Here is a 22774-nt window from a genome sequence, read left to right on the forward strand (position 1 = left end):
CCGGCCTGCTCGGGGGGCCGCCGGTGTCCATCATCGACCCCGTAGCGCATCACGTCTCCTCCTTCGGCGGGTTTGTGCCACCCGGGTCCGGCGAAGCGGTTGGTGTCGGAGTTGTCGGTGTCCTGCTGGGCGTTGGGGTGGTGGGGGTGGGAGTCGGGGTACGGGTGGTCGGGGTTGGCTTCGGTGTCGGCTTCTTCGTAGGAGTAGCCGACTTGCTTACCGTAGCCGACCGCGAGGGTACCGGCCGCGTCGACTTCACCGGTAGCGCCGGGGGGCGGCGCGTGTGTTTCTTCGTCCGCGTGGGCCTGAGCAGCTCAGGCGACTGCATCGGGGAGTGGCTGGGTTCGGCGATCTCCGGCAGGGGCGGCGGCGTCGTATCGCGGTTGGCGAACGTGATCGCGCTCAGCCCCACCGCGGCCACGCAACCGGCCGTCGCGACCAGCGCCAGCGTCCGCGCGCCGCGGCGGCTGCGGGCCGGCGGATCGGGCGGGCTCTGGACCGTCGTCGCGGGGGCGAGGCTCTCGGTCGCCCGCTGGTCCTCCGTGGCCGGCTCGCGCACCCGGAAGCCCGCGGGATCGGTGAACATGCTCAGGTCGGCGCCCTGCTCGACGCCCTCGACCAGCGACTGGCGCAGCACGTACGCCCGGTCGGCCGCCTCCAGCGCCGAGGCCGGACGCATCCCCGGCTCCTTGGCCAGCAGCGTCATGACCAGGTCGCGCACCGGGACGGGCACGTCCGCGCCGAGCGGCGGCGGCTGCTCGTTGAGGTGCAGCAGCGCGATCGCCACCTGGCTGTCGGCCCGGAACGGCGTGTGGCCCGCCAGGCACTCGTAGGCCACCACGCCCAGCGAGTAGAGGTCGGTCGCGGGCGTGAGCGGGAAGCCCTGGGCCTGCTCGGGGCTGACGTACTGGGCCGTGCCGAGGACCGTGCCGGTCTGCGTGACCGGCGCGGCCTCCAGGGCGCGGGCGATGCCGAAGTCGGTGACCTTGATCGTGCCCTCGCGGGTGACCAGCAGGTTGCCGGGCTTGACGTCCCTGTGGATGATCCCTGAGGAGTGGGCCGCGTGCAGCGCCTTGGCGGTCTGGTGCACCACGTCGAGTGCCACCTCGGGCCCGAGCGCGCCGTTGCGCCCCAGGATGGCCGACAGCGGCTCGCCGTGCACCAGCTCCATCACGAGATAGGCCAGGTCGCTCTGCTCGCCGTAGTCGAAGATCTGGGCCACCCCGGGGTCGGCCAGGGCGGCGGTGAGTCGCGCCTCGTTGCGGAAGCGCTCGCGGAACGTGGGGTCGGCGTGCATGTGACTGCGCAGGATCTTGACCGCGACCTCGCGGCCCAGAAGCTCGTCACGGGCGCGCCACACCTCTCCCATACCGCCCGTGGCGATGCGGGAGAGCAGGAGATAGCGGTTACGGAGCCGCATGACTCAGCACGTTACCGTCACTCACTTGTTCAGCACCGCCTCCAGCACAGCCTTTGCGATCGGGGCGGCGGTGTGGCCGCCCGTGGCCTCCGCGCCGACGTTGGCCGCGCCCGACTCGACGATGACCGCCAGCGCCACCTTCGGGTTCTCGGCGGGCGCGAAGGAGATGAACCAGGCGTGCGGCGGCGCGCCGTCGGCGGTCTCCGCGGTGCCGGTCTTGCCTCCCACTTGGACGCCCGACACCTGCGCGAGGTTGGCCGTGCCGTTGTTGACCACGCTGACCATCATGTCGCGCAGCTTGCTCGCCGTCTCGGAACTGACCGCCTCGGTCAGCTCCTCGGGCTTGGCCTCCTCCATGACGTCGTTCTTGGAGTCGGTGATCTTGTTCACCAGGTACGGCTTCATGACCTTGCCGTCGTTGGCGATGCCGGCCGCGATCATGGCCATCTGCAGGGGCGTCATCCGGTTGTCGCGCTGGCCGATCGAGGCCATCGCGAGCGCGGCGTCGTCGTACTTGCTGCCGAAGTCGCTCTGGGCCACCGACATCGGCACGCCGAGCTGCTTGCCCATGCCGAACTTCTCGGTCTGCTCGTTGAGCTTGTCGTAGCCCAGCTGCATGCCGATCTTGGCGAACGGCGTGTTGCAGGACTTCTCCAGCGCGTACACGAGCTGGACCTGGCCGGCGCCGCAGGCCGCGCCGCCGTAGTTGGGCAGGCTGATGTTCGTGTTGGGCAGCGGCAGCCGCTGCGGCGCGTCGACCGTGGTGTCGCCGCCGCGCGAGGAGTCGTCCTCCAGGTACGCCGCCGCCGTCACCACCTTGAACGTCGACCCCGGCGGGTACGTCTGGGCGATGGCCCGGTTGAGCAGCGGCTGGTTCTTGTCCTTGTCCAGCTCGTTGTAGCGGGAGAACACCGTGCCCTTGTCGGTGCCCGACAGCTCGGCGGGGTCGAAGGTGGGCAGCGAGACCATGGCCAGGATCCCGCCCGTCCGCGGGTCGAGCGCCACCAGCGCGCCGCGCTTGCCGCTGGCGCGCAGCGCGTCGTAGGCCGCCTTCTGGGCCTTGGGGTTGATCGTGAGGTCGACGTTCGCGCCCCTGGTCGGCTCGCCCGTGAACAGGTCGATGCTCCGCCGCAGCAGCAGGTCGGCGCTGGAGCCGTCGAGCAGCTTGTTCTCGGCCCCCTCGATCGCGCTCGCGCTCTCGGGCGAGAAGTAGCCCGTGACGTGCGCGTAGAGCTTCCCGTCGGTGTACTTCCTGATGAACCTGAAGTTCTTGTTGTCGGTCTCCACCGACTGGGCGATCACCTTGCCGCCGGCGGTGATCCGGCCGCGTTCGACGGCGTAGCGCTCGTAGTAGTTGCGGCGGTTGCTCGGGTTGGAGCGGTAGTCGTCGGCCCGGACCGCCTGGAGGATGTTCACGTTGATCATCAGGAGCGCGAACATGACCAGGCAGGCCACGGCCGTGCGCTTCAGAGTGCTGTTCATCGCTGGAACACCTGGGTGAGTCCTTCGTTCTGGATCGCCTGGGGCGGGGGCCGTCGCGCCGCGTCTGACATGCGTACCAGGAGCGCGATAAGGATCCAGTTAGCCAGCAGCGCCGAGCCGCCCTGTGACATGAACGGCGTGACCAGGCCGGTCAGGGGGATGAGGTTCGTCACGCCGCCGACGATGATGAACACCTGCCAGGCCAGGATGAACGACAGGCCGCCCGCCAGCAGCTTCGAGAACGGGTCGCGGGCCACGAGCGAGGTGCGCAGGCCGCGCTCGACCAGCAGCGCGTAGAGCATGAGCAGCGCCATCAGGCCGGTCAGCCCGAGCTCCTCGCCGGTCGCGGCGAAGATGAAGTCGGAGAAGCTCAGCGGGATCAGGTCGGGGTGGCCCTGGCCGAGCCCGGTGCCGAGGATGCCGCCCGCGCCGAACCCGAACAGCCCCTGCATGATCTGGTAGCTCTTGCTGCACATCGGGTCGCCCGGCGGGTCCTCCAGGCAGACGGGGGCGGTGCCGTAGTAGACCGGGTTGCTCGGGTCGAGCCAGGCGTCGAAACGCGCGCCCACGTGGTCGAAGACCTGCCCGGCGAGGAAGGCGCCGCCGACGAACAGCAGGATGCCGATGAGCACCCACGAGGTGCGCTGGGTGGCGATGTAGAGCATCGCGATGAACGTGCCGAACAGCAGCAGCGAGGTGCCCAGGTCTTTTTCGAAGACCAGCACCAGCAGGCTGAGGCCCCAGGTGACCAGGACCGGGCCGAGGTCTCGGGCCCGCGGCAGGTCGATGAAGAGCAGCCGCCGCCCGGCCAGCGCCAGCACGTCACGCTTGGCCACCAGGTAGCCGGCGAAGAAGACCACCAGCGCCAGCTTGGCGAACTCGCCCGGCTGGATGGAGAAGCCGCCGATGCGGATCCAGATCTTGGCGCCCTGGACCTCGCTGAGCGAGCCGGGCAGCAGCGCCGGGATCGCCAGCAGCACCAGGCCCACCGCGCCCGCCGTGTACGTCAGGCGTTGCAGCATGCGGTGGTCGCGCAGCACGATCAGCGTGATCGAGAACATCACGACGCCGACGCCGGTCCACATGATCTGGTTGGTCGTGGAGGCGCCGCCCATGTCGGCCGACTCCAGCCGGTAGATCATCACCAGCCCGAGGCCGTTGATCAGCGTCACCAGCGGCAGGATCAGCGGGTCGGCCCATGGCGCGAACTTGGCCAGCACCAGGTAGGCCGCCAGCATCAGGCCGCCCAGGCCCAGCCCGTAGGCCAGCATGCCGGCGGGCACCTTGCCGTCGACGGCCAGGCCGACGTTGGCGTAGGCGCCCATGATGATCAGCACCGCCATGGCGAGCAGGACCAGCTGGGCCACCCGCCGTTTGGCCGGCATCGGGACGGGGGTCGCGAGCATTTCTGCCATTTATTGCGATTTCGTCTTGGTGGCGGAGGGAGTCGGGGACGTGGCCGTGGTGGAGCTCGTGTCGCCCGCGTCGCCCTTGTCGTCCTGGGAGAACTTCAATCCGTTTATCTTCGTCACGCCTTCGTTGACGTCGGTGACGGGTATGCCGCTCTTGATCAGGGCCTGGTCCGCCGGGGACAGCTTGGAGAGCGGACGGCCGGTGCGCTTCTCCACGTGGAAGAACTCGATCGGCCCCACCTCCTGCTTGATCCCCTGGAAGATGACCACTTCGTCGCCCCTGGCACCGACGAAGAACTGGTCCTGGGTCCACTGCCATCCGAGGTAACCGCCGGCGCCCAAGGCGACGGCGCCCACCCCGAGCACGGTGACCAGCACGGGCCACACACGACGGCGCCGCCCCGACCGCCGGGTCGCCTGCGCGACCGGCTCATCGAAGTCGTCACCGTCGGCGATCGCCGGCTGGGGTGCGGTCACCGCGCTCACTCGCCCCGGCTGGGTCTCCGGGGCGCCTCCTCGCAGCCTGGTCATCCCCGCGGCGCCGACGACCGCCGCCTCCACGGGAACTTCCTGGCCGTCGCTGATCTCCAGCACGTCGGCGAGCACGCACGTGATGTTGTCGGGCCCGCCGCCCCGGTTCGCCAGATCGATGAGCTGGCGGACCACCTCTTCGGGGTCGTCGATGTTGGTCAGCGTGGCGTGCAGCGTCTCGGCGCTCACCACGCCCGACAGGCCGTCGGAACAGAGCAGGTAGCGGTCGCCCACCTGCGCCTCGCGCAGCGTGAGGTCGGGATCGACCTCGCCGCTGCCGTCGAGCGCGCGCAGCAGGATCGATCGTTGGGGGTGCGTGGCCGCCTCTTCGGGCGTGATGCGCCCGTCGTCGACGAGCTGCTGCACCAGGGTGTGGTCATGGGTGATCTGGTAGAGCTCGCCGCGTCTCAGGAGGTAGGCGCGCGAGTCGCCCACGTGCACCAGGGCGACCTGGGTGCCGTTCCAGAGCATGGCGGTGAGCGTCGTGCCCATGCCTTTGAGGCTGGGATCCCGCCCGACCATCTCGTGCAGCCGGCGATTGGCGTCGCGCACCGCTGCCTCGATGGCGTTGAGCAGGTCACCCCCCTGTTGGGCCTCTTCCAGAGAGGCCATGGCGGCGATGGCGACAGAACTCGCCACCTCGCCGTGTGCGTGCCCGCCCATGCCGTCGGCGACGGCCAGCAGGCGGCCGCTAGCGTACGCCGAGTCCTCGTTCCCTTCGCGGAGGAGGCCGACGTCCGAGCGGGCGGCGTAGCGGAGTGCGATGGTCATTTGCGCAATTCAATGACTGTCTTGCCGACGCGGATCGGAACACCGAGCGGCACCGGGGTCGGACGGGTGACTTTCGAGCGGTCGAGATACGTGCCGTTGGTCGAACCGAGATCTTCCACGATCCACTGACCGTCCTGAGGGAAGAGCCGGGCATGCCGGCTGGATGCGTAGTCGTCGCTGACTACCAGCGTGGCGTCGTTCGCCCGGCCAATGGTGATGGGCGTCTCCGTGAGGTTAATGGTGGTGCCCTGCAATGGGCCACCGGTAACGATGAGCTGGCGTGGCTCGCCCTTCTTGCTCTTGGGCTTGGCCACCGGTTTGGCGGGCTTCACGGCTTTGCGCGGGCCCGCGGGAGCCGTGCGTGAACCGAACAAGTCAGTCCGGATCACGCCGACTGCGGCAATGACGAAAAACCACAGCACCGCCAGGAAGGCGAGCCGGATCAGCAGCAGCGTGAGCTCGGACATGGACCGTCTGTCTACCCCTAATCGCGCCGGAACACCAGAGTCGTGCGTCCCAGCGTCACTCGCGTGCCGTTCTGGAGCTCGATTCTGCGTACCGGCTGGCCGTTGACGAAGGTGCCGTTCGTCGAACCGAGATCGACGAGCGCCACGAGCTGGCCCTCGACGCGCAGCTCCGCATGGTGCCGCGAGACTCCCGGATCGACAAGACGAAGATCGCAGTCGGTGCCCCTGCCTAGCAAGGTCACCGGAGTGGTGAGCTCGTAGGAGCGGTCGCCCTGCGGGTCGTCCTGGGTGGAGACGAGCAGCCTGGGCCGCCCGTTGAAGGCCCCGGGCCTGGACGGGGGCAGGTCGCTCGCCGGCTGGCGGATCTCGTCCTGCTCGACCGTTGCGCCGCGGATGACGCCGGACCGGATGCGGAACAGGCCCACAGCCAGGTCTCCGGCGGTCTCGAAGCGCACCCGGACCGGTCCCACGAAGGAGTAGCCCTGTTCCTTGGCGTACTCCCTGGCGAGGTTGGCCAGCTCGTGGCTGATGCTGTCGGCGTAGACCTCAAGCCGTTCGCTGTCGGTCGTGGACAGTTCCACCACGAAGTCGTTGGGCACGAGCGTCCGGCCTTGTGCGACGATCGCCGCCCGCTCGTCCATCTCCCGCTGAACCGCGCTGGCGACCTCGACCGGCTGAAGGTCAGATTTGAACGCCCGCGCAAAGGCCCCCTCAACCAAGCCTTCGAGCCTTCGCTCGAAGCGCTGAAGGACTCCCACCGGGTACCTCCCTTCTTCCCTGCATATGATCGCGGCCCCAGACGCTTCCGGCGCCCGGTTTCCGCTCGTCCCACGTGGCGGCGTCGTGACGCTCGTTGCCAGTCGCGCCCAGCTCCTCCGCTCCCGTGTCTTATGCGATCGTATCCGGGTTCAGTACCAGTGGCTGTTCCGTGCTACTGTTTCTCCGCACCCACAAACGGGCGGGTGGCGGAACGGCAGACGCGCACGGTTCAGGTCCGTGTGTCCGAAAGGACGTGAGGGTTCAAATCCCTCCTCGCCCACTTGGTGACTAGGGGATCCTTGGTCGCCGACCTTAACAGGTCGGCTTCCTTGGGTCCCCTCGTCATATCTGCCCGGGGGATAACCCCCGGACCCCCAGGGGGGACAAGCGTTCGGGGGATTCTCCCCCGGACCCCCATCCATGGTGGTGGCTCATCTCCTGGGGCTGGCCCCCTAGTTCCTGGGGCTGGCCCCCTAGTTCCTGGGTCTGGCCCCCTAGTTCCTGGGTCTGGCCCCCTAGTTCCTGGGTCTGGCCCACAGTTTCGTACGGGGTCCTGGTGCGCAAGGGTCCTGGGATTTCTTTCTTGTGACGTGGCTCCTGGACTTTAGGCCGGGGAGCTTGCAGGGAACTTTCTGGTGGCTTTCGTGATTTAGGTCACATTGGTTTGGTGGGCGGGTTCGGGTGATCCTGAGGGCTACGGCAAACTGTGGCCGCTGGGTTTCTGTTCAGGGGGTTGCCGCACATGGATGACTCGATGGTTCAGCTGCTCACGCCCTCCGGTGAGCGCGTGGAGCATCCGGAATATCCGCTGGTCGTCTCGGATGATGAGATCCGGGATCTTTATCGGGATCTCGTGGCCGTCCGGCGGATCGACTCCGAGGCCGTCGCGCTTGCGCGGCAGGGCGAGCTGGGGCTGTGGACGTCCCTGCTCGGGCAGGAGGCCGCGCAGGTGGGCTCCGGGCGCGCCATCGGGGATCTGGACGCCGTCTTCCCCTCCTACCGGGAGCACGGGGTCGCCTACTGCCGGGGGATGGACCCCCTCGACGTGGTCGCCATGTGGCGCGGCGTCAACCACGGCGGCTGGGACCCGTCCCGGCACAACTTCTTCCTGTACACGATCGTCATCGGGACGCAGGCGCTGCACGCCACCGGTTACGCGATGGGCATGCAGCGCGACGGCGTCATCGGCACCGACAAGGCCGGGGCGACCATCGTCTACTTCGGCGACGGCGCCACCTCCCAGGGCGACGTGAACGAGGCCTTCGTCTTCGCGGGGGCCGGCCACGCGCCGATCGTGTTCTTCTGCCAGAACAACCAGTGGGCCATCTCCGAGCCCCAGGAACGGCAGTCGCGGATCCCGCTGTACCGCCGGGCCGAGGGCTTCGGGTTCCCCGGCGTCCGGGTCGACGGGAACGACGTGCTGGCCTGCCTCGCGGTGACCCGCAAGGCGCTGGCCGACGCCCGGTCAGGGCAGGGGCCCACGCTCATCGAGGCGTTCACGTACCGGATGGGGGCGCACACCACCTCCGACGACCCCACCCGCTACCGGGCCAAGGACGACGTCGAGGCGTGGCGGCGGCGCGACCCCATCGAGCGGGTCAGGGCGTACCTGACCGCGGCCGGCACCGGCGACGACTTCTTCCTGGAGGTCGAGGCCGACGCCGCCAAGGTCGGGGCCGAGCTGCGCAGGCGCCTTCTCGAACTCCCCGACCCCGCCCCTTCGGCGATCTTCGAACACGTCTACGCCGAGCCGCACGCGCTGATCGAGGCCGAGCGGGCCCAGCACGCCGCCTACCTCGACGGGTTCGCCGCCGGGGAGTAGGCGCGCGAGGCGGCCTTGGTGTCCAGGAGCTCGCCCAGCAGGTCCGTGAGGCTCACCATGCCGATGACCGCGCCGCCCTGGCCGGTGACCAACGCCAGGTGCGCGCGGGCCTCCTGAAGGGCCGTCACGGCCTCGGGGACCTGCGTGACGCACGCGAGCCTCGGCAGCGGCCTGGCGAGCTCACCGGCCGTACGCGTGGGCTGCAGGAGGGCGTCACGGGCGTGCAGGACGCCCTCGATCCCGGCCGGACCGCCCACCAGCAGCCGCAGGTGGCCGCTGCCCGCCGCCCTGGCCCTGATCTGGGCCGAGCCGGCGGCCGGGGGCACCTTCACGGCCCGGTCGATCGGCACCATCAGGCGCTCGATGCCCTCGGCCTGCAGCCGCAGCGCGCGGGTGAGCAGGTCGTGCTCCTCCCGGTCGAGCAGGCCCATCCGGCCCGACTCGCCCACCAGCATGGCGAGCTGCCGGGGCGTCCTGGTGGTGGCCAGCTCGTCGCGCGGCTGCACGCCGAACAGGCGCAGTATCAGGTTGGTCAGCCCGTTGAGCGACGACAGCAGCGGGCGCATGAGCTGCGTGAACCCGCGGAACGGCAGCGTCAGCACCAGCGCCGCCCGCTCGGGGTGCGTCAGCGCCCACGACTTGGGCGCCATCTCGCCCACCACCATGTGCAGGAACGTCACCAGCGCCAGCGCGATCGTCAGCGCGATCGGCATGCGCAGCGACTCCGGCACGCCGACGGCGGCGAAGACCGGCTCCAGGAAGTGCTCGATGGCCGGCTCGGTGACCTGGCCGAGGCCCAGCGTGCACAGCGTGATGCCGAGCTGCGCGCCGGCCAGCATGAGCGAGAGCTGACGCCCGCCGCCCACGGCCGACTTGGCCGCGACCCGGACCAGGCGGTTGCCGCCCGAGGCCATCTCCTCCAGGCGGTGCCGCCTGGCGGAGACGAACGCGAACTCGGCGGCCACGAACAACGCGTTGAAGAACAGCAGCGCGAGGCTGACCAGGATCATCGTCATCGGGACGCCTCCGCGTGCTGCACGGGCGCGAGCCGCACCCATTCGGGCACCCGGCGGTTGAGCGACATGACGGTCAGCTCGGCCAGGTGCTCGGCCGCGTCGTCGGCGAACGGGTCGGCGTCCCCCTCGATCGGGACGGTCACCACGTCGCCGGGGTCGGGCATCCGGCCCAGCCGGGCCAGCACCAGGCCGGCGAGGGTGTCGTAGTCGTCGCTCTCCGGCAGTGCGACGCCGGTGGCGCGCTCGACCTCGTCCAGCCTGAGCCAGCCGGGCACCTCCCAGACGCCGCCGGGCTGCTCGACGGCGCCCGCCGGCTCGGGGTCGTTCTCGTCGACGAGCTCGCCGACCAGCTCCTCGGCCAGGTCCTCGACAGTGAGCACGCCGGCCAGGCCGCCGTACTCGTCGATGACGCAGACGATGTCGTCGTTGGCCGCGCGCATCCGGTCGAGGACGGCGGGCAGCGGCAACGAGTCGGGCACCAGCAGCGCGGGGCGGGTGATGCTGCCGACCAGGCCCTCGTCCAGGCCGGACTCCAGCAGCTCGCGCACCCCCGTCACGCCCACCACGTCGCCGTCGTCACCGACGACGGGGTAGCGGGAGTGGCCGCGCTCGCGCATGACCTCCAGCAGGTCGGAGATGGGCTGGGAGTCGCGCAGCGCCACCACGCGGGGGCGCGGCACCATGATCTCCTCGGCGCTGTGGTCGCCGAACTCCAGGGCGCGCTCCAGCAGCTCCGACAACCTCGGGGGCAGCTCGCCCGCCTGGGTCGACTCCTCGATGATCCGGGAGAGCTCCTCCGGGGTGGCCCCGTGCTCGACCTCCTCGACCGGCTCGATGCCGACGCGGCGGAGCAGCCCGGTGGCGGCCGAGTCGAACAGCTTGACCACCGGCCCCACGACCGTCAGGTAGACCAGCGTGGACCCGGCCAGGAACTTGGCCACCGTCTCGGGCCTGGCGATGCCGAGGTTCTTCGGCGCCAGCTCGCCGAGCACCATCTGCACCACGGTCGCCACGAACACGCCGGCGGCCACGGACAGCCCCGTGATCGCGGCGTCGGGCAGGCCCGTGGTGTCGAGCCAGGGCCGTACCAGGACGGAGATGGCGGGCTCGGCCAGGAAGCCGACGAGCAGTGCCGTGACGGTGATGCCGAGCTGGGCGCCCGAGAGCATGAACGAGAGCCGGGAGGTCACCTGGAGCGCCTTTTCGGCCTGGGTGTCACCGGCGGCGGCCTGCTCGCGCAGGAGGCCCCGGTCGGCGGCGACGAAGGCGAACTCCTGGGCGACGAAGTACCCGGTGGCGGCGGTGAGGAGGAAAAGGGCCAGCAGGCCGAGATAGGCGCTCACCTGAGTGAGCCCTCAGAGGAACCCGTGCCGAGGCACGGGCCAAGACTCCACGAGTCCGGAGCGGACACGATCATCCCTTCGATAGAGGTCGTCCATAACGCTAACGACGCAGTCCGCGTCTATGTTTCCGCAGTGACTCTCCGCTAGTTGTGTGTACTTATCCGTGGGAGAAACTTGGTGAGATGTCTTCACTGCCAGGGGGTTGGACGTAGCGTCTATGGCATACCGAAGGGAAGAAGGCGAAGTGTCTGAGGACGACCGTACGCGGGCCATGCGCTCGCCGGGCGACGGCCGCCCGCTGCCACCGAGGCCCGGCGACGGGCCGCGCTCCGGTGGCGCACCCGCCCACCGGGTCCCGCCAGGCGTGCCGAACGCGGCCACGTCCAAGCTGCCCGCCTACTCCGACGAGCAGCAGTCGCCGCCGCCTCCGCCACCTCCCCGATCGGGAAAGGTCTACGGACGCGAGCGTGCCGGGAACAGCCCGGTCAAACCGCTCAGGGCGGCGGGCGACCCCGCGCCGAAGGAGCCGCGCGGGCCCAGGGGGCCGCGGGTGCGCGGCCGGACCGTCCTGAAGATCGTCGCGGGCCTGGTCGCGCTGCTCCTGGTGGCGGCCGTGGGCCTGTTCTTCTGGATCAACTCCCGGCTGGCGGGCATCGACGGGGTGCTCGACGAGTACAAGGGCCGGCCCGCCGACACTCCCGGCACCAACTGGCTGCTGGTCGGCTCCGACAGCCGCAAGGGCCTGACCGCGGCCGAGCGCAAGAAGCTGGCCACCGGGCGCGCGGTCGGGCAGCGCACCGACTCGATGATGCTGCTGCACATCTCCGACAACGGCGACAAGCCCACCCTGGTCAGCCTTCCGCGTGACTCGGCGGTGACCATTCCGGGGCGCGGGCGCGACAAGCTCAACGCGGCGTACGCGTCCGGCGGGCCGAAGCTGCTGGTCCGCACGGTCGAGACCGTCACCGGCGTGCACATCGACAACTACATGGAGATCGGCTTCGCCGGCTTCGTGGACATCGTGGACGCGATCGGCGGCGTCGAGATCAACGTCCGGGCCGACGTCGACGACCCCAAGGCCGGGCTCAAGCTCAAGAAGGGCACGCAGGTGCTCAACGGATCCCAGGCCCTCGGCTACGTACGCACCCGCAAGGGCGGCGCGCTGCCGGACTTCGAGCGCACCAAACGGCAGCGGCAGTTCCTCGGCGCGGTGGTGAAGAAGGCCGCCAGCCCGGGCGTGCTGATCAACCCGTTCACGTCGATCCCGCTGGCCATGAGCGCCACGGACGCGGTCGAGGTCGACTCCAGCACCGGCGCGTTCGACATGCTCTCGCTGGGGCTGGCGATGGGCGACAGCCCGGTCACGACCGTGGTGCCGTTCGGCGGGAACGAGATCGTCGCCGGCGGCGGCGCGGCGATCAAGTGGGACCGGCTCAAGGCGCTGGCCCTCTTCGACGCGCTGAAGGCCGACAAGCCGGTGCCGAAGGAGATCGTGGACGCCGGTTGACCTGCCCCGCGAGGCGCGAGCCTCGCGGGAGCGGCCCTGCCCGGCTGGCCCCGCCCGGCTCAGCTCGTGGCGGCGACGATCGCGGCGGTGGAGGCGGTGACGGCGACGGCCGCGGTGATGGCGGTGATCGTCTTGGCGACCGCCTGACCGGCCCACTCGCCCTCGGCGATCTCCTTGACGCGCTCGCGGTCGGCGCCGGGGAAGGCTTTGCGGTCGAGCTTGGCCGCGTGCATGATCGCGATCAGCGTGGCGGTGCGCTCGTCGGGGTCGGCGCCCGCGAGGACGGACGTCACGCGTTCGCGCACGTCGGCCTCCACCTGGGGGTCCGACTCCGGCCAGCGGGTGGTCGGGAAGATGCCCAGCACCCGGCCGCGCTCCTCGGCCAGCACGCCCGCCTCGGCGAGCCTGGTGAGCAGGCGCCTGCGCAGCTTGTCCGTCTGCAGCCGCTGCACCCACCACGCGGGCTTCCTGGCCTTGCCGTCCTCGGCCATGCGGGCGAGGGCGGCGTCGAGCTCCGCGTCGCCCAGCGGGGTGGGGTCCTTGACCGTCACCTTGTCGTCGGCCAGCTCGACGCGGCCCGCGGCGGCCAGCTCGGCGAGGATCGCGCCGCCGAGCGCGGGGTTGAGCTGGACGCCCCCGATGAGCTGCTTGCCCTCTTCCTCGTCGTGGGCGAGGAGGAGGAGTTCTTCGGCAATCGTCACGGTCATGCCCCGACACTAACCTCCCAGCATGAGCATTTCGGAAAGACTTCACGCGATCGGCCGGCCGCTGCTCCAGGCGCAGCTCGACCACCCCACGGTGGCCGGCATCGGGCGGGGCGACCTGCCGGAGCCGGTCTTCCGCTCCTGGCTGGAGCAGGACTACCTGTACCTGCTCGACTATGTGCGGGTGTTCTCCAGGCTGGCCTGGCAGGCGCCGGACGGGCATCTGGGGGACCTGGTGGATCTGGCGCATGCGACGTACCACGACGAACTGCGGCTGCATCGGTCGTTGTCGGCGGAGTTCGGGGCCGATCTGGACAACGCGGTGAAGGGGCCGGCGTGTGCGGCGTACACGGCGTTCCTGCTGGAGGCGGCGGGGTCGTACGGGGAGGGGTTGGCGGCGCTCTATCCGTGCATGTGGGGATATTCGAGTCTTGGGAAGATCCTTGCCGAGAATCCGCCCGCCGAGCCGCGGTACCGGGCCTGGGTGGACACCTACGCAGACCCGGCGTTCGCGGCGCTGACCGTACGGATCGGGCAGATGATCGACGAGGCCGACCCCGACCCCGTACGGGCGGAGGCGCTGTTCGCCGAGGGCATGGCACACGAGCTCGCCTTCTGGGACGTGCCGTAGTCGCGTGCCGGCCCGGTGCGCGCCATACCCTGGTGGCATGCCGGAACTTCCCGAGGTGGAGTCGCTCACGAACTTCCTGCGCGAGCGGGCGGTCGGCCGTTCGATCGCCGGCGTCGACGTCGTCGGCTTCCAGGCGCTCAAGACGTTCGACCCGCCGGTCACCGCGCTCGGCGGGCTCACCGTCACGGGCGTGTCGAGGCACGGCAAGTTCCTCGACCTCGACTGCGACGGCCTGCACCTGATCATCCATCTGGCCCGCGCCGGCTGGCTGCGCTGGCGCGACGACCTGACCGGCGCGCGGCCGGTGCGGCCGGGCAAAGGGCCGCTGGCCGTACGCGTACGGCTGGCGCCCGACGACGACGGCCTGGCCCCCGGGTTCGAGCTGACCGAGGCAGGCACGCAGAAACGGCTGGCCGTCTACGTCACCGACAAGCCGGAGGACGTGCCCGGCGTCGCCGCCCTGGGCCCCGACCCGCTCGACGACGCCTTCACCGTCGAGGCGCTCAAACGCATCGTGGGCGGCAACCGCACCCAGATCAAGGGGCTGCTGCGCGACCAGAAGGTGATCGCGGGCATCGGCAACGCCTACTCCGACGAGGTGCTGCACGCGGCGAAGATGTCGCCGTTCAAGATCGCGGCGACGCTGACCGACGCGCAGATCGCCGACCTGCACGAGGCCATCGTGACGACGTTGCGCGACGCCGTCGAACGGGCGCACGGGCTGGCCGCCAAAGACCTCAAGGCGGAGAAGAAGTCCGGGCTGCGCGTGCACAACCGGGCGGGCCAGCCGTGCGACGTGTGCGGCGACACGATCCGCGAGGTGTCCTTCGCCGACTCCGCGCTCCAGTACTGCCCGACCTGCCAGACGGGCGGCAAGCCGCTGGCCGACCGGCGGATGTCGCGCCTGCTCAAGTAGGGTCCCGGGCGCGGGATGATGGAGGCATGACCGTTCCTGAGATCGAGGCCACCGCCGTTCCCGACGACGCCTACCTGCTCGACGTCCGCGAGCAGGACGAATGGCTCGCCGGCCACGCCCCCGAGGCCGTGCACATCCCCATGTCGCAGATCCAGGGCCGGGTCGAGGAGGTGCCCGCCGACCGCACCGTCTACGTGGTGTGCCGGGTCGGCGGCCGGTCGATGCAGGTCGCGGCGTGGCTCAACCAGCTCGGGCGCGACGCCGTCAACGTGGGCGGCGGCATGCAGTCGTGGGAGTTCGCGCGCCGTCCGATGGTGAGCGAGACCGGGCAGGAGCCTTTCGTGGCCTGAATGCCCCACTGTGGCGGTTCTGCCGCCATTAAGGCATGATGAGGGCGCCAACTGCATAGTCGCGGGAGCTCGGGGTGCCGGGCTGAGAGGGCAGCAACACAGCCGCTGCCGACCGCCTGAACCTGTCCGGATAATGCCGGCGTAGGGAGTGTGCGATGACGCATGTCGTCGACGAAGTTCCGCTGACCCTTGACGGCGCGCCCCCCAAGACCCTCGGCGTCCTCGACCAGGGTGCGCTCTGGGCCAACCTCGGTGTCAGCCTTCTCGGCTTCTCCGGTGCGCTCGTCCTGATCGACCCCCTGGGCGGCGCGCCGCTCAGCCTCGTGGCCGCGCTCACGGCCGCCGTGGTCGGCAGCCTCATCGGCACGGCCATGGTGGGCCTGTCGGCCATCCCCGGCACGCAGACCGGGCGGCCGGCGATGGTGCTGCTGCGCGGGCTGTTCGGGGCGAAGATGTCGTACGTCCCGTCCGTGCTGAACATCGTGCAGATGCTCGGCTGGGGGGCCTTCGAGCTCTGGGTGATCGCCAAGGCCGCGAACGCGATCTTCGGCAGCGTCCCGTACCAGGTGTGGGTGGTGGCGGCGGGGGTGCTGACCACCGCGCTCGCCGTCTGGCCGCTCGGGTCGATCAGGCTGCTGCGCCGGTACGTGACCGTCGGCGTGATCCTGTCGCTGATCTGGTTCACCGTGTCGTTCCTGGGCGAGGCGCCGACGTACACGGGCGGGTCGTGGACGGCCTTCGCCCCGGCCGTCGACTACGTCATCGCCCTGTCGGTGTCGTGGGTGCCGATGGCCGCCGACTTCGCCAGGCACTCGCGTTCCAGCCGGGCCGCCTTCACCGGGGTCGTCGGCGGCTACACCGTCGCCCAGGTGGCCTGCCTGGCCCTCGGCGTGTACGCGGTGGCCATCGCGGGCGCCCAGGCGGTCCAGGCCGACGGCATGGTCGTGTTCCAGCCGTTCGTCGCGGCGCCGCTGGGCGCGCTGTTCTTCGGCATCCTGGTGCTGCGCGAGACCGACCAGTCCTTCGCCAACGTCTACTCCACCACCGTCTCGCTGCAGAACCTCATGCCGAACGTCGACCGCCGGATCGTCTCGACCGCGATCGGCGTGCTCACCACCGCGATCGCCCTGGTCGTGGACGTCACCTCCTACGGCGCGTTCCTCGGGGTGATCGGCGCGGTGTTCGTGCCGATGTTCGCGGTGCTGGCCGTCGACTACTTCGTGCTCGGCGGCGCCGCCCGCTGGAACACCGCCGAGGACGCGCCCTCGCGCTGGCTGATGCTGCTGCCGTGGGCGCTGGGCTTCGCCGCCTACTGGTTCACCACCTCGACGCCCACGGTCGCCGGCTGGGACGGCTTCTGGGCCTCCGCCCGCGACGCCGTCGGCTTCACGAGGGAGCCGTGGATGAACGGCGCGCTCGGCGGCGCGCTGGTGGCGGCCCTGGTGACGCTGCTCATCGGCGTGCTCGGCCGACGCCGGTCAGCGGCCCGCTGAGGCCCGGCGTTCGACGTTGAGCAGGTGCTGCTTGGCGGCCACGCCTCCGGCGTAGTCGCCGAGCTCGCCGTCCTCACGGACCACCCGATGACAGGGGACGATCACGCACACGGGGTTGGCGCCGACCGCGTTGCCGACCGCGCGAAGGGCGCGCGGCCGTCCGATGCTCGCGCCGATCTCCTCGTACGTCGTGGTCGTGCCGTAGGGCACGGCCATGGTCTTCTGCAGCACGGTACGGGCGAACGGCGTGGCCAGCGCGAGGTCCACCGGCGTCGCGAAGGTGCGCAGGCGGCCGGAGAAGTACGCGTCGAGCTCCCGGCGCACCGGGTCGAGGCGGCGGGCGTCGGGCCCGATGAACGTGCCGACCTCCTTGGCCACCCGCTCGAACACGGTGTTCTCGGCCTCGAAACTGCAGGCCGCGATGCCCTTGCCGGTCACCGCGAGCACCAGCCTGCCCACCGCGCCGTCGTAGGTGCCGAACGCGATGTCCGGTGGCCCCTCGCCCTTGTAGGTGCTGGAGGTCACTCTCAGCAGGGCATCGAGGTCGCTGCTCGACATGCCTCTCACCCGTTTCAGCCACCGGAATCTTCGTGAGCGCAGCGTATCGGACGGATCGCCCGTCAGACCCACCACGCCACGTGCACTATGGAGGTGTGGGGTACGCATGGGTCGGTAGTGACGAGGAGATCGCTCGTGCCGTGCTCGCCGGCTCCCCCAACGCCGTGGTGGCGCTCGACCGCGACCAGAGCGTGCTGGTCTGGAACCCGGCGGCCGAGCATCTGTTCGGCTGGACGGCGGCCGAGATGCTGGGGCGCCGGGCGCCGATCGTCCCCGACGAGCTGGCCGCCGAGCACAACGCGGTGCTGGAGCGCGTACGCACCGGGGGGCAGGTGTCGCTGCGCACCAAGCGCGTCCACAAGGACGGCAGGTCGCTCGACCTGCGGGTGGACATCAACGCCCTGCGCATGGGCAACTCCGTGGTCGGCTACGTCCTGGCCCACCATCCCGCGCGGGCCGACGAGGTCGCCGGGCTGCGCATGGAACGCCGGGCCAGGCTGGTGCGCCGGCTCACCGACGTGGTCGGCGACATCAACTCCGAGCTGGAGCTGCCGGCCGTGCTCGACCGCATCTCGGCCAGCCTCACCGAGCTGACGGGCGCGGACGCGGGCGGGTTCGTGCTGATCGAGGGGGAGCGGCTGCGGCTGGTCAGCACGTACCGGCTGCCGGAGACGCTCAGGGGCACCACCACCGGCCTGCGGACGAGCCTGGTGGACAAACTCTTACGTACGGGCAAGACCGTCATGCTGGAGTCCCAGGGGCTCGGCGACCTGGTGTGGGCCAGGCTCAACGGGCTGCACACGATCGCGCTCGGCCTGGCCGCGGTCGGCGGCCGTCCTTACGGCGCCCTCTACGCGCTGTTCGCCGGTCCCGCACCCGGCCACCTGGAGCTGGAGCTGCTCGAACTGCTGGCCGGGCACGCCGGCATCGCGGTCGGCAACGCGGTGGCCTACCAGGAGGCGGTGCGGCAGCGGGCGCACGAGCGGGCCGTGTTCGACGCCAGCGCCGACGGCATCGCCGTGCTGGACGACGCCGGCCGGGTCGTGCGCTGGAACCCCGCCGCGGCCGAGCTGACCGCCTTCCCCGCCGACGCGGTGATCGGCGGCCCCCCGCCGTTCCCGCTGCCCAGCCCCGGCGAGAAGCTCACGTTCCAGATGGAGAACGGGCGCTGGCTGGACGTGGTGAGCGCGCGGATCGAGGAGACCGGCGAGATCGTCATCGACTTCCGCGACGTCACCCAGGCCAAGGAGCTGGAGGAGGCGAAAGACCTCTTCCTGGCCACGACCAGCCACGAGCTGCGTACGCCGATCACGATCGTGCGCGGGTTCGCCGGCACGCTGGACGCGCGCTGGGACAAGATGAGCGACGCGGAACGGCGCTCGGCCGTGCACACGATCGCCGAGCGGGCCGGATCGTTGGGGCAGCTCATGGACCACCTGCTGCTGGGGGCCAGGGCGGGCGCGGACGAGCTGGCCGTGCGGATCGAGGCGTTCGACCTCGCGGCCCGGATCCACGCGGCCACGCTCGGCCTTCCCGTGTTGTCCGACCGGCACCGCGTCGAGGTGCGCATCCCGGACGGATTGCCACCGGTGCTGGGTGACGCCCTGGCAACCGACATCGTTTTGGGGCAATTGCTGGAGAACGCGTTTAAATATTCCCCAATGGGTGGATTGATCTGTGTTGAAGCTTGGCCTGAGGACGACGGCGTGGTCGTAGTGGTGGATGACGAGGGGGTCGGAATCGCACCGCCTGACCGCGAACGGATCTTTGAGCGCTTCGTCCAGGTGGACAGCGGGGACCGGAGACGCTTTGGTGGAGTGGGGCTCGGCCTCTACATCGTGCGCAGTCTGGCCAGGGCGCAGGGGGGAGAAGTGAGTGCTCAATCGAGGCCCGGAGGGGGTACGAGAATGCGCCTGATCCTGAGACGTGCTTCCCCTATCCGATCCGACACACCGATGCGGTAACGAGGTGGTCACAGTTGAGCTGATCTATCGTCCAATGTGTACAAGCTGTGATCGAGATGCGGTTTCTGCGATTGGCTAACGGGGCATTTCGGTCGTACCGGGGAGTGTTCCCGCGGGGGGCACAGGGAACGGGGAGGTGGGTGTGTCAAGCGTGGTGCTGCTGCCGTACGCGCCGTCCAGCGTCGCCGTCGCCCGCCAGCGTCTGAGCACTGACCTGCAGGATTGTGGGGTCTACACCGCCGCGATCGACGATGCGGTGCTCGTGGTGAGCGAGTTGCTGAGCAACGCGCTGCGGCACGCGCATCCGCTGCCTTCAGGCATGGTGAGGGTCGCCTGGATGCGTAGCGACGATCACATAGAGGTGGCGGTCAGTGACGGGGGTGCGGCGACAGAGCCGCGGGCGGGACGCCCGACCCTGTCTTCGCTCGGGGGCCGGGGGCTGGGGATCGTCGAATACGTGGCCGAGAGCTGGGGGGTTCGTCACGACGGTGACACGACGACGGTGTGGGCGATCCTGCCCGCACCCAACGGGGCGGCGGTGAACGGGCAGGTCGCGGCCCTGAAGGAGGCCGGTTAGGCGGTTCTGGCCGCCAGTACGGCCCGTTCGGTGACGGCCCATGCCGTGGACACCAGCAGGTACAGGCCGGCCGCCAGGGGGAGCACCAGCACGGCCAGCGCGGAGCCGTACGGCAACAGCGGCATGACCTTGCGCAGCAGCTCCGGCTGCTCCTCCGACACCTTGATCGAGCGTGCCGACAGCCATGCCAGCAGCACGAGCCCCGCGATCACGATGACAAAGACCGAAACCGGCCAACTGATCAGACCGAAATTGGCCACCACACCCGCGAGCTGCTGGCCCAGCGGTGCCCCGAACAGAGTGTGACCGGCCAGTGCCGTCGGATGCGTGGCCACCCTGAACATCAGCCACATGAACGGCAATTGCGCCAGCATCGGCAAGATCCCCGCGAACGGCGACGTGCCCTCCCGGGCGTACAGCGCGGTCAGCTCCTTGGACAACCGCTCGGGATCGCGTCCGTGGCGCTTGCGCAGCTCCTGCAGCTTCGGCGCGAGCCGCTGCCGGACCTGGCCGGCCCGCGCCTGGCGGACGTTGAGCGGCAGCAGGACCAGGCGTACGGCGAGGGTGAACAGCACGATGGCGAGCGCGGCGTGGCCGCCGGACACGCCGATGACGAACGTGACAAGTGAATCGATCATGAGCCCTTCAGACATGACGACGGACCAGGGCTCACACATGACGATGAGCCCCGCTTTGACGGGAAGCGGGGCTCGCCTAAGGCGCTCGTGGACGCGGGCGTCCGGCCGCGTCGGGATCGCGCAGCCGCTGGAAGGCGGTGCGGCGCGCGTAGGTCAGCGGGAAGCCCGGAGACTCACCGCCGAGGGTGGGCAGCAACGTGGCCGCCCACGTGGCCAGCAGGAGGATCGCCATCATGGTGATCCCCACCAGCCACGGATCGAACAGGAACGACGTCACTGCGACGAACGGGACTTACCGACGACGGTGACCGCGATGAAGACGACCAGGGCGACGACCCCGACGATCAGGACCAGCTTGAACAGACCCGCCAGCAGGGGCAGGAGGAAGTTGAACAGCACGAAGAGACCGAGAAGGGTCCCTAAAACGAGCATCACGACTCTACTCATGAGGCCACCGTACGTCCTCGGGGCATGATCCGCGAGGCTTACGAACCTGTGACGTACATGTCCCCCACGTGGGGCTCAGCCGTACGGTGAGACGGTGAACACCCGCATCCTGGTGGTCGACGACGATCCGACCGTGTCCGAGGTCGTGGCGCGCTATCTGGAGCGCGACGGGCACGAGGTGGAGTGCGTGGGCGACGGCGCCGAGGCGCTGCGCAGGGCCCTGGCCGACCCGCCCGACCTCATGGTGCTCGACCTGATGCTGCCCAGGATCGACGGGCTCCAGGTGTGCAGGAAGCTCAGGGAGCGGTGGCCGGTCCCGGTGATCATGCTGACCGCGCTCGGCGAGGAGATCGACCGGGTGGTGGGCCTGGAGACCGGGGCCGACGACTACGTGACGAAGCCGTTCAGCCCACGGGAGCTGGCGTTGCGCGTGCAGTCGGTGCTGCGCCGGGCGCGGGGGGCGTCCGTCACGGCCGGCACCGGCGTGCTGCGCGACGGCGACCTCGTCGTGGACGTCGGCGCCCACGAGGTGCGGCTCGGCGGCACGCAGGTGATGCTGACGGCCAGGGAGTTCGACCTGCTGGCCTACCTCATGCGCAACCCGCGGCAGGCGTTCAGCCGGTCGGCGCTGCTCGACCAGGTGTGGGGATGGTCGTTCGGCGACTCCTCGACCGTGACCGTGCACGTGCGGCGGTTGCGGGAGAAGGTCGAGGCGGACCCGACCGAGCCGCGGCGGATCGTCACCGTATGGGGTGTCGGCTACCGGTACGAGCCACAGGAGAGCGCGGGGTGACGCCTCCCGAGCCCTGCCTGGGCGGGACGTGCCCGCCGGCCATGGTGTCGGTGAGCGAGCTGCCCATGGTCGTGGCCGTCTCGGCGGGACTGGGGCTGCTGGTCGCCGCCGCCGGCGTATGGGCCATGGGACGGCTGCGGACCAGGTCGATCGGGGTGATGCTGGCCGTCGTCGTGGTGGTCGCCGTGGCGGCGACGCTGGCGGGCGTGGTCGCGATCACCATGAAGATGATCATCGAGGGGGCGGTCAAGGACTTCGTGCTCAGCGTGGTCGCGGTGGGCGGCCTGGTGGGGCTCGGGGTCGCGTTCGTGCTGGCCAGGCGGGTGGTGGGGGAGAGCAGGCGGCTGGTGGCGGCCGTGCGCGACGTGCCGTTCAGGGCGCCGCTGGGGTTGCCGGCCGAGCTCCAGGAGATCGCGAGCACCCTTGAGGAGGCGTACGCGCGGGAACGCGCGCTCGAAGGCGCCCGCCGGGAACTGGTCGCCTGGGTGAGCCACGATTTGCGTACGCCGCTCGCCGGCCTGCGGGCCATGGCCGAGGCCCTGGAGGACGGCGTGGTGGCCGATCCCGCGACGGTCGCGCGCTACCACGGCCAGATCAAGCTGGAGGTCGAACGGCTCTCGGCCATGGTGGACGACCTGTTCGAGCTGTCGCGCATCCACGCGGGCGCGTTGCGGCTGTCGCGGGCCAGGATCGGGCTCGCCGACCTCGTCGCGGACACGCTGGCCGGGGCCGAGCCGCTGGCCAGGGCCAAAGGGGTGGTGCTCACGGCGGAGGCGACGGGGGCCGTGCCCGTGGAGGCCGACGCGGCCGCGCTGGGCCGGGCCCTGCGGAACCTGGTCGTCAACGCCATCCGGCACACGCCGTCGGAGCGGGCCGTGGTGCTCCGGGCCGGGGTGGACGAGCAGGGGATGGCCTGCGTCTCGGTGGCCGACGGTTGCGGGGGGATTCCCGAGGAGGATCTGCCTCGGGTGTTCGAGGTGGCGTTCCGGGGGGAGGCCGCGCGTACGCCCACCGCCGACGGCGGCGCCGGGCTCGGGCTGGCGATCGCCCAGGGGATCGTCGAGGCGCATGATGGGATGATCGGGGTGGTCAACGAAGGACCGGGGTGCCGGTTCGAGATCCGATTGCCCCTGGTGTCCGGAAGTTGACGTTCCCGCACGGTGTCCTGCCTCG

23 protein-coding genes, 1 tRNA gene and 1 riboswitch are annotated in these 22774 nt (G+C 70.3%); of the genes, 11 read left to right on the forward strand and 13 right to left on the reverse strand.

The window, feature by feature from the left end; genetic code table 11:
- Positions 1-49: 49 nt before the first annotated feature.
- Genes ABZ459_RS41340 through ABZ459_RS41365 form a run of 6 tightly spaced genes read right to left on the reverse strand, consistent with a single transcriptional unit; the run spans position 50 to position 6841 of the window.
- The gene (locus tag ABZ459_RS41340) at positions 50-1420 is read right to left on the reverse strand and encodes a protein kinase (RefSeq protein WP_357982935.1); all 1371 of its coding nucleotides are present in this window, start codon (positions 1418-1420) and stop codon (positions 50-52) included.
- 21 nt (positions 1421-1441) lie between these two features.
- Positions 1442-2902: a penicillin-binding protein 2 gene (locus ABZ459_RS41345; RefSeq protein ID WP_357982938.1), complete on the reverse strand. Its 1461-nt coding sequence runs from the start codon at positions 2900-2902 to the stop codon at positions 1442-1444.
- A complete protein-coding gene (locus ABZ459_RS41350) occupies positions 2899-4317 on the reverse strand; it encodes an FtsW/RodA/SpoVE family cell cycle protein (RefSeq protein WP_357982941.1) in 1419 nt (472 codons plus the stop codon). Before ABZ459_RS41350 ends, ABZ459_RS41345 begins: the two co-directional genes overlap by 4 nt.
- The gene (locus tag ABZ459_RS41355) at positions 4318-5616 is read right to left on the reverse strand and encodes a Stp1/IreP family PP2C-type Ser/Thr phosphatase (RefSeq protein ID WP_357982944.1); all 1299 of its coding nucleotides are present in this window, start codon (positions 5614-5616) and stop codon (positions 4318-4320) included.
- Complete coding sequence (locus ABZ459_RS41360; protein ID WP_357693136.1) at positions 5613-6083, reverse strand: FHA domain-containing protein; 471 nt, start codon at positions 6081-6083, stop codon at positions 5613-5615. The genes ABZ459_RS41355 and ABZ459_RS41360 overlap by 4 nt, the downstream gene beginning before the upstream one ends.
- 17 nt (positions 6084-6100) lie before the next feature.
- Entirely contained in the window at positions 6101-6841 is a 741-nt protein-coding gene (locus ABZ459_RS41365; RefSeq protein ID WP_125640997.1) for a DUF3662 and FHA domain-containing protein, read from the reverse strand.
- A 198-nt stretch (positions 6842-7039) separates the two neighbouring features.
- On the opposite strand from ABZ459_RS41365, the gene ABZ459_RS41370 reads away from it, so the two are divergent.
- Positions 7040-7122, forward strand: a tRNA-Leu gene (locus tag ABZ459_RS41370).
- A 474-nt stretch (positions 7123-7596) separates the two neighbouring features.
- Positions 7597-8664, forward strand: a complete 1068-nt coding sequence (gene pdhA, locus ABZ459_RS41375; protein ID WP_357982947.1) for a pyruvate dehydrogenase (acetyl-transferring) E1 component subunit alpha — start codon at positions 7597-7599, stop codon at positions 8662-8664.
- On the opposite strand, the gene ABZ459_RS41380 is transcribed toward pdhA, so the two are convergent.
- Positions 8634-9680 (reverse strand): hemolysin family protein, encoded by a 1047-nt coding sequence (locus tag ABZ459_RS41380; RefSeq protein ID WP_357982951.1) that lies wholly within the window; start codon positions 9678-9680, stop codon positions 8634-8636. The genes pdhA and ABZ459_RS41380 overlap by 31 nt on opposite strands.
- Positions 9677-11023: a hemolysin family protein gene (locus ABZ459_RS41385; RefSeq protein ID WP_357982954.1), complete on the reverse strand. Its 1347-nt coding sequence runs from the start codon at positions 11021-11023 to the stop codon at positions 9677-9679. Before ABZ459_RS41385 ends, ABZ459_RS41380 begins: the two co-directional genes overlap by 4 nt.
- Positions 11024-11267: 244 nt before the next feature.
- Between ABZ459_RS41385 and ABZ459_RS41390 the strand changes: the two genes are divergently transcribed.
- Positions 11268-12530 carry an LCP family protein gene (locus tag ABZ459_RS41390; RefSeq protein WP_357982957.1) on the forward strand — a complete coding sequence of 421 codons (1263 nt, stop codon included), beginning with the start codon at positions 11268-11270 and terminating at the stop codon, positions 12528-12530.
- A gap of 59 nt (positions 12531-12589) precedes the next feature.
- Here ABZ459_RS41390 and ABZ459_RS41395 read toward each other — a convergent pair whose 3' ends face one another.
- Positions 12590-13237 carry a GPP34 family phosphoprotein gene (locus ABZ459_RS41395; protein WP_357982960.1) on the reverse strand — a complete coding sequence of 216 codons (648 nt, stop codon included), beginning with the start codon at positions 13235-13237 and terminating at the stop codon, positions 12590-12592.
- A gap of 22 nt (positions 13238-13259) precedes the next feature.
- On the opposite strand from ABZ459_RS41395, the gene ABZ459_RS41400 reads away from it, so the two are divergent.
- The 4 genes from ABZ459_RS41400 (at position 13260) to ABZ459_RS41415 (ending at position 16624) form a co-directional block, all read left to right on the forward strand.
- The gene (locus ABZ459_RS41400) at positions 13260-13865 is read left to right on the forward strand and encodes a TenA family protein (RefSeq protein ID WP_357982963.1); all 606 of its coding nucleotides are present in this window, start codon (positions 13260-13262) and stop codon (positions 13863-13865) included.
- Between the two features lie 37 nt (positions 13866-13902).
- A complete protein-coding gene (locus ABZ459_RS41405) occupies positions 13903-14781 on the forward strand; it encodes a DNA-formamidopyrimidine glycosylase family protein (RefSeq protein WP_352363289.1) in 879 nt (292 codons plus the stop codon).
- Between the two features lie 26 nt (positions 14782-14807).
- Entirely contained in the window at positions 14808-15131 is a 324-nt protein-coding gene (locus ABZ459_RS41410) for a rhodanese-like domain-containing protein (protein WP_357982967.1), read from the forward strand.
- A 51-nt stretch (positions 15132-15182) separates the two neighbouring features.
- Positions 15183-15296: riboswitch (TPP riboswitch) on the forward strand.
- Positions 15287-16624: a cytosine permease gene (locus ABZ459_RS41415; protein WP_357982970.1), complete on the forward strand. Its 1338-nt coding sequence runs from the start codon at positions 15287-15289 to the stop codon at positions 16622-16624. It overlaps the preceding riboswitch by 10 nt.
- On the opposite strand, the gene ABZ459_RS41420 is transcribed toward ABZ459_RS41415, so the two are convergent.
- Positions 16610-17182 carry a methylated-DNA--[protein]-cysteine S-methyltransferase gene (locus tag ABZ459_RS41420; protein WP_357982973.1) on the reverse strand — a complete coding sequence of 191 codons (573 nt, stop codon included), beginning with the start codon at positions 17180-17182 and terminating at the stop codon, positions 16610-16612. The two genes, ABZ459_RS41415 and ABZ459_RS41420, sit on opposite strands and share 15 nt — an antisense overlap.
- 95 nt (positions 17183-17277) lie before the next feature.
- Between ABZ459_RS41420 and ABZ459_RS41425 the strand changes: the two genes are divergently transcribed.
- On the forward strand, positions 17278-19146 hold the full coding sequence (locus tag ABZ459_RS41425) for a PAS domain-containing sensor histidine kinase (RefSeq protein WP_357982976.1): 1869 nt from the start codon (positions 17278-17280) through the stop codon (positions 19144-19146).
- 151 nt (positions 19147-19297) lie between these two features.
- Complete coding sequence (locus tag ABZ459_RS41430) at positions 19298-19723, forward strand: ATP-binding protein (protein WP_352363279.1); 426 nt, start codon at positions 19298-19300, stop codon at positions 19721-19723.
- Here the strand turns inward: ABZ459_RS41430 and ABZ459_RS41435 are convergent.
- The 3 genes from ABZ459_RS41435 to ABZ459_RS41445 form a co-directional block, all read right to left on the reverse strand.
- Positions 19720-20361 carry a YidC/Oxa1 family membrane protein insertase gene (locus tag ABZ459_RS41435; RefSeq protein ID WP_357982979.1) on the reverse strand — a complete coding sequence of 214 codons (642 nt, stop codon included), beginning with the start codon at positions 20359-20361 and terminating at the stop codon, positions 19720-19722. The two genes, ABZ459_RS41430 and ABZ459_RS41435, sit on opposite strands and share 4 nt — an antisense overlap.
- Positions 20362-20437: 76 nt before the next feature.
- The gene (locus tag ABZ459_RS41440) at positions 20438-20638 is read right to left on the reverse strand and encodes a DUF6412 domain-containing protein (RefSeq protein ID WP_357982982.1); all 201 of its coding nucleotides are present in this window, start codon (positions 20636-20638) and stop codon (positions 20438-20440) included.
- Complete coding sequence (locus ABZ459_RS41445) at positions 20635-20793, reverse strand: hypothetical protein (protein ID WP_357982985.1); 159 nt, start codon at positions 20791-20793, stop codon at positions 20635-20637. The genes ABZ459_RS41440 and ABZ459_RS41445 overlap by 4 nt, the downstream gene beginning before the upstream one ends.
- 109 nt (positions 20794-20902) lie before the next feature.
- Between ABZ459_RS41445 and ABZ459_RS41450 the strand changes: the two genes are divergently transcribed.
- Together ABZ459_RS41450 and ABZ459_RS41455 are read left to right on the forward strand one after the other, a co-directional pair.
- Entirely contained in the window at positions 20903-21601 is a 699-nt protein-coding gene (locus ABZ459_RS41450) for a response regulator transcription factor (protein WP_357982988.1), read from the forward strand.
- A complete protein-coding gene (locus tag ABZ459_RS41455) occupies positions 21598-22749 on the forward strand; it encodes an ATP-binding protein (protein WP_357982991.1) in 1152 nt (383 codons plus the stop codon). The genes ABZ459_RS41450 and ABZ459_RS41455 overlap by 4 nt, the downstream gene beginning before the upstream one ends.
- Positions 22750-22774: the final 25 nt, after the last annotated feature.

Source organism: Nonomuraea sp. NPDC005692, assembly GCF_040631115.1.
In the GTDB taxonomy this organism is placed as follows: domain Bacteria; phylum Actinomycetota; class Actinomycetes; order Streptosporangiales; family Streptosporangiaceae; genus Nonomuraea.

Coding starts and splice junctions, on each gene's coding strand:
- ABZ459_RS41420 (WP_357982973.1), bottom strand. CDS start 17,182: ATGTCGAGCAGCGACCTCGATGCCCTGCTGAGAGTGACCTCCAGCACC.
- ABZ459_RS41400 (WP_357982963.1), top strand. CDS start 13,260: ATGAGCATTTCGGAAAGACTTCACGCGATCGGCCGGCCGCTGCTCCAG.
- ABZ459_RS41410 (WP_357982967.1), top strand. CDS start 14,808: ATGACCGTTCCTGAGATCGAGGCCACCGCCGTTCCCGACGACGCCTAC.
- ABZ459_RS41405 (WP_352363289.1), top strand. CDS start 13,903: ATGCCGGAACTTCCCGAGGTGGAGTCGCTCACGAACTTCCTGCGCGAG.
- ABZ459_RS41415 (WP_357982970.1), top strand. CDS start 15,287: ATGACGCATGTCGTCGACGAAGTTCCGCTGACCCTTGACGGCGCGCCC.
- ABZ459_RS41360 (WP_357693136.1), bottom strand. CDS start 6,083: ATGTCCGAGCTCACGCTGCTGCTGATCCGGCTCGCCTTCCTGGCGGTG.
- ABZ459_RS41445 (WP_357982985.1), bottom strand. CDS start 20,793: ATGCTCGTTTTAGGGACCCTTCTCGGTCTCTTCGTGCTGTTCAACTTC.
- ABZ459_RS41340 (WP_357982935.1), bottom strand. CDS start 1,420: ATGCGGCTCCGTAACCGCTATCTCCTGCTCTCCCGCATCGCCACGGGC.
- ABZ459_RS41350 (WP_357982941.1), bottom strand. CDS start 4,317: ATGGCAGAAATGCTCGCGACCCCCGTCCCGATGCCGGCCAAACGGCGG.
- ABZ459_RS41380 (WP_357982951.1), bottom strand. CDS start 9,680: ATGACGATGATCCTGGTCAGCCTCGCGCTGCTGTTCTTCAACGCGTTG.
- ABZ459_RS41345 (WP_357982938.1), bottom strand. CDS start 2,902: ATGAACAGCACTCTGAAGCGCACGGCCGTGGCCTGCCTGGTCATGTTC.
- ABZ459_RS41395 (WP_357982960.1), bottom strand. CDS start 13,237: ATGACCGTGACGATTGCCGAAGAACTCCTCCTCCTCGCCCACGACGAG.
- ABZ459_RS41355 (WP_357982944.1), bottom strand. CDS start 5,616: ATGACCATCGCACTCCGCTACGCCGCCCGCTCGGACGTCGGCCTCCTC.
- ABZ459_RS41435 (WP_357982979.1), bottom strand. CDS start 20,361: ATGATCGATTCACTTGTCACGTTCGTCATCGGCGTGTCCGGCGGCCAC.
- pdhA (WP_357982947.1), top strand. CDS start 7,597: ATGGTTCAGCTGCTCACGCCCTCCGGTGAGCGCGTGGAGCATCCGGAA.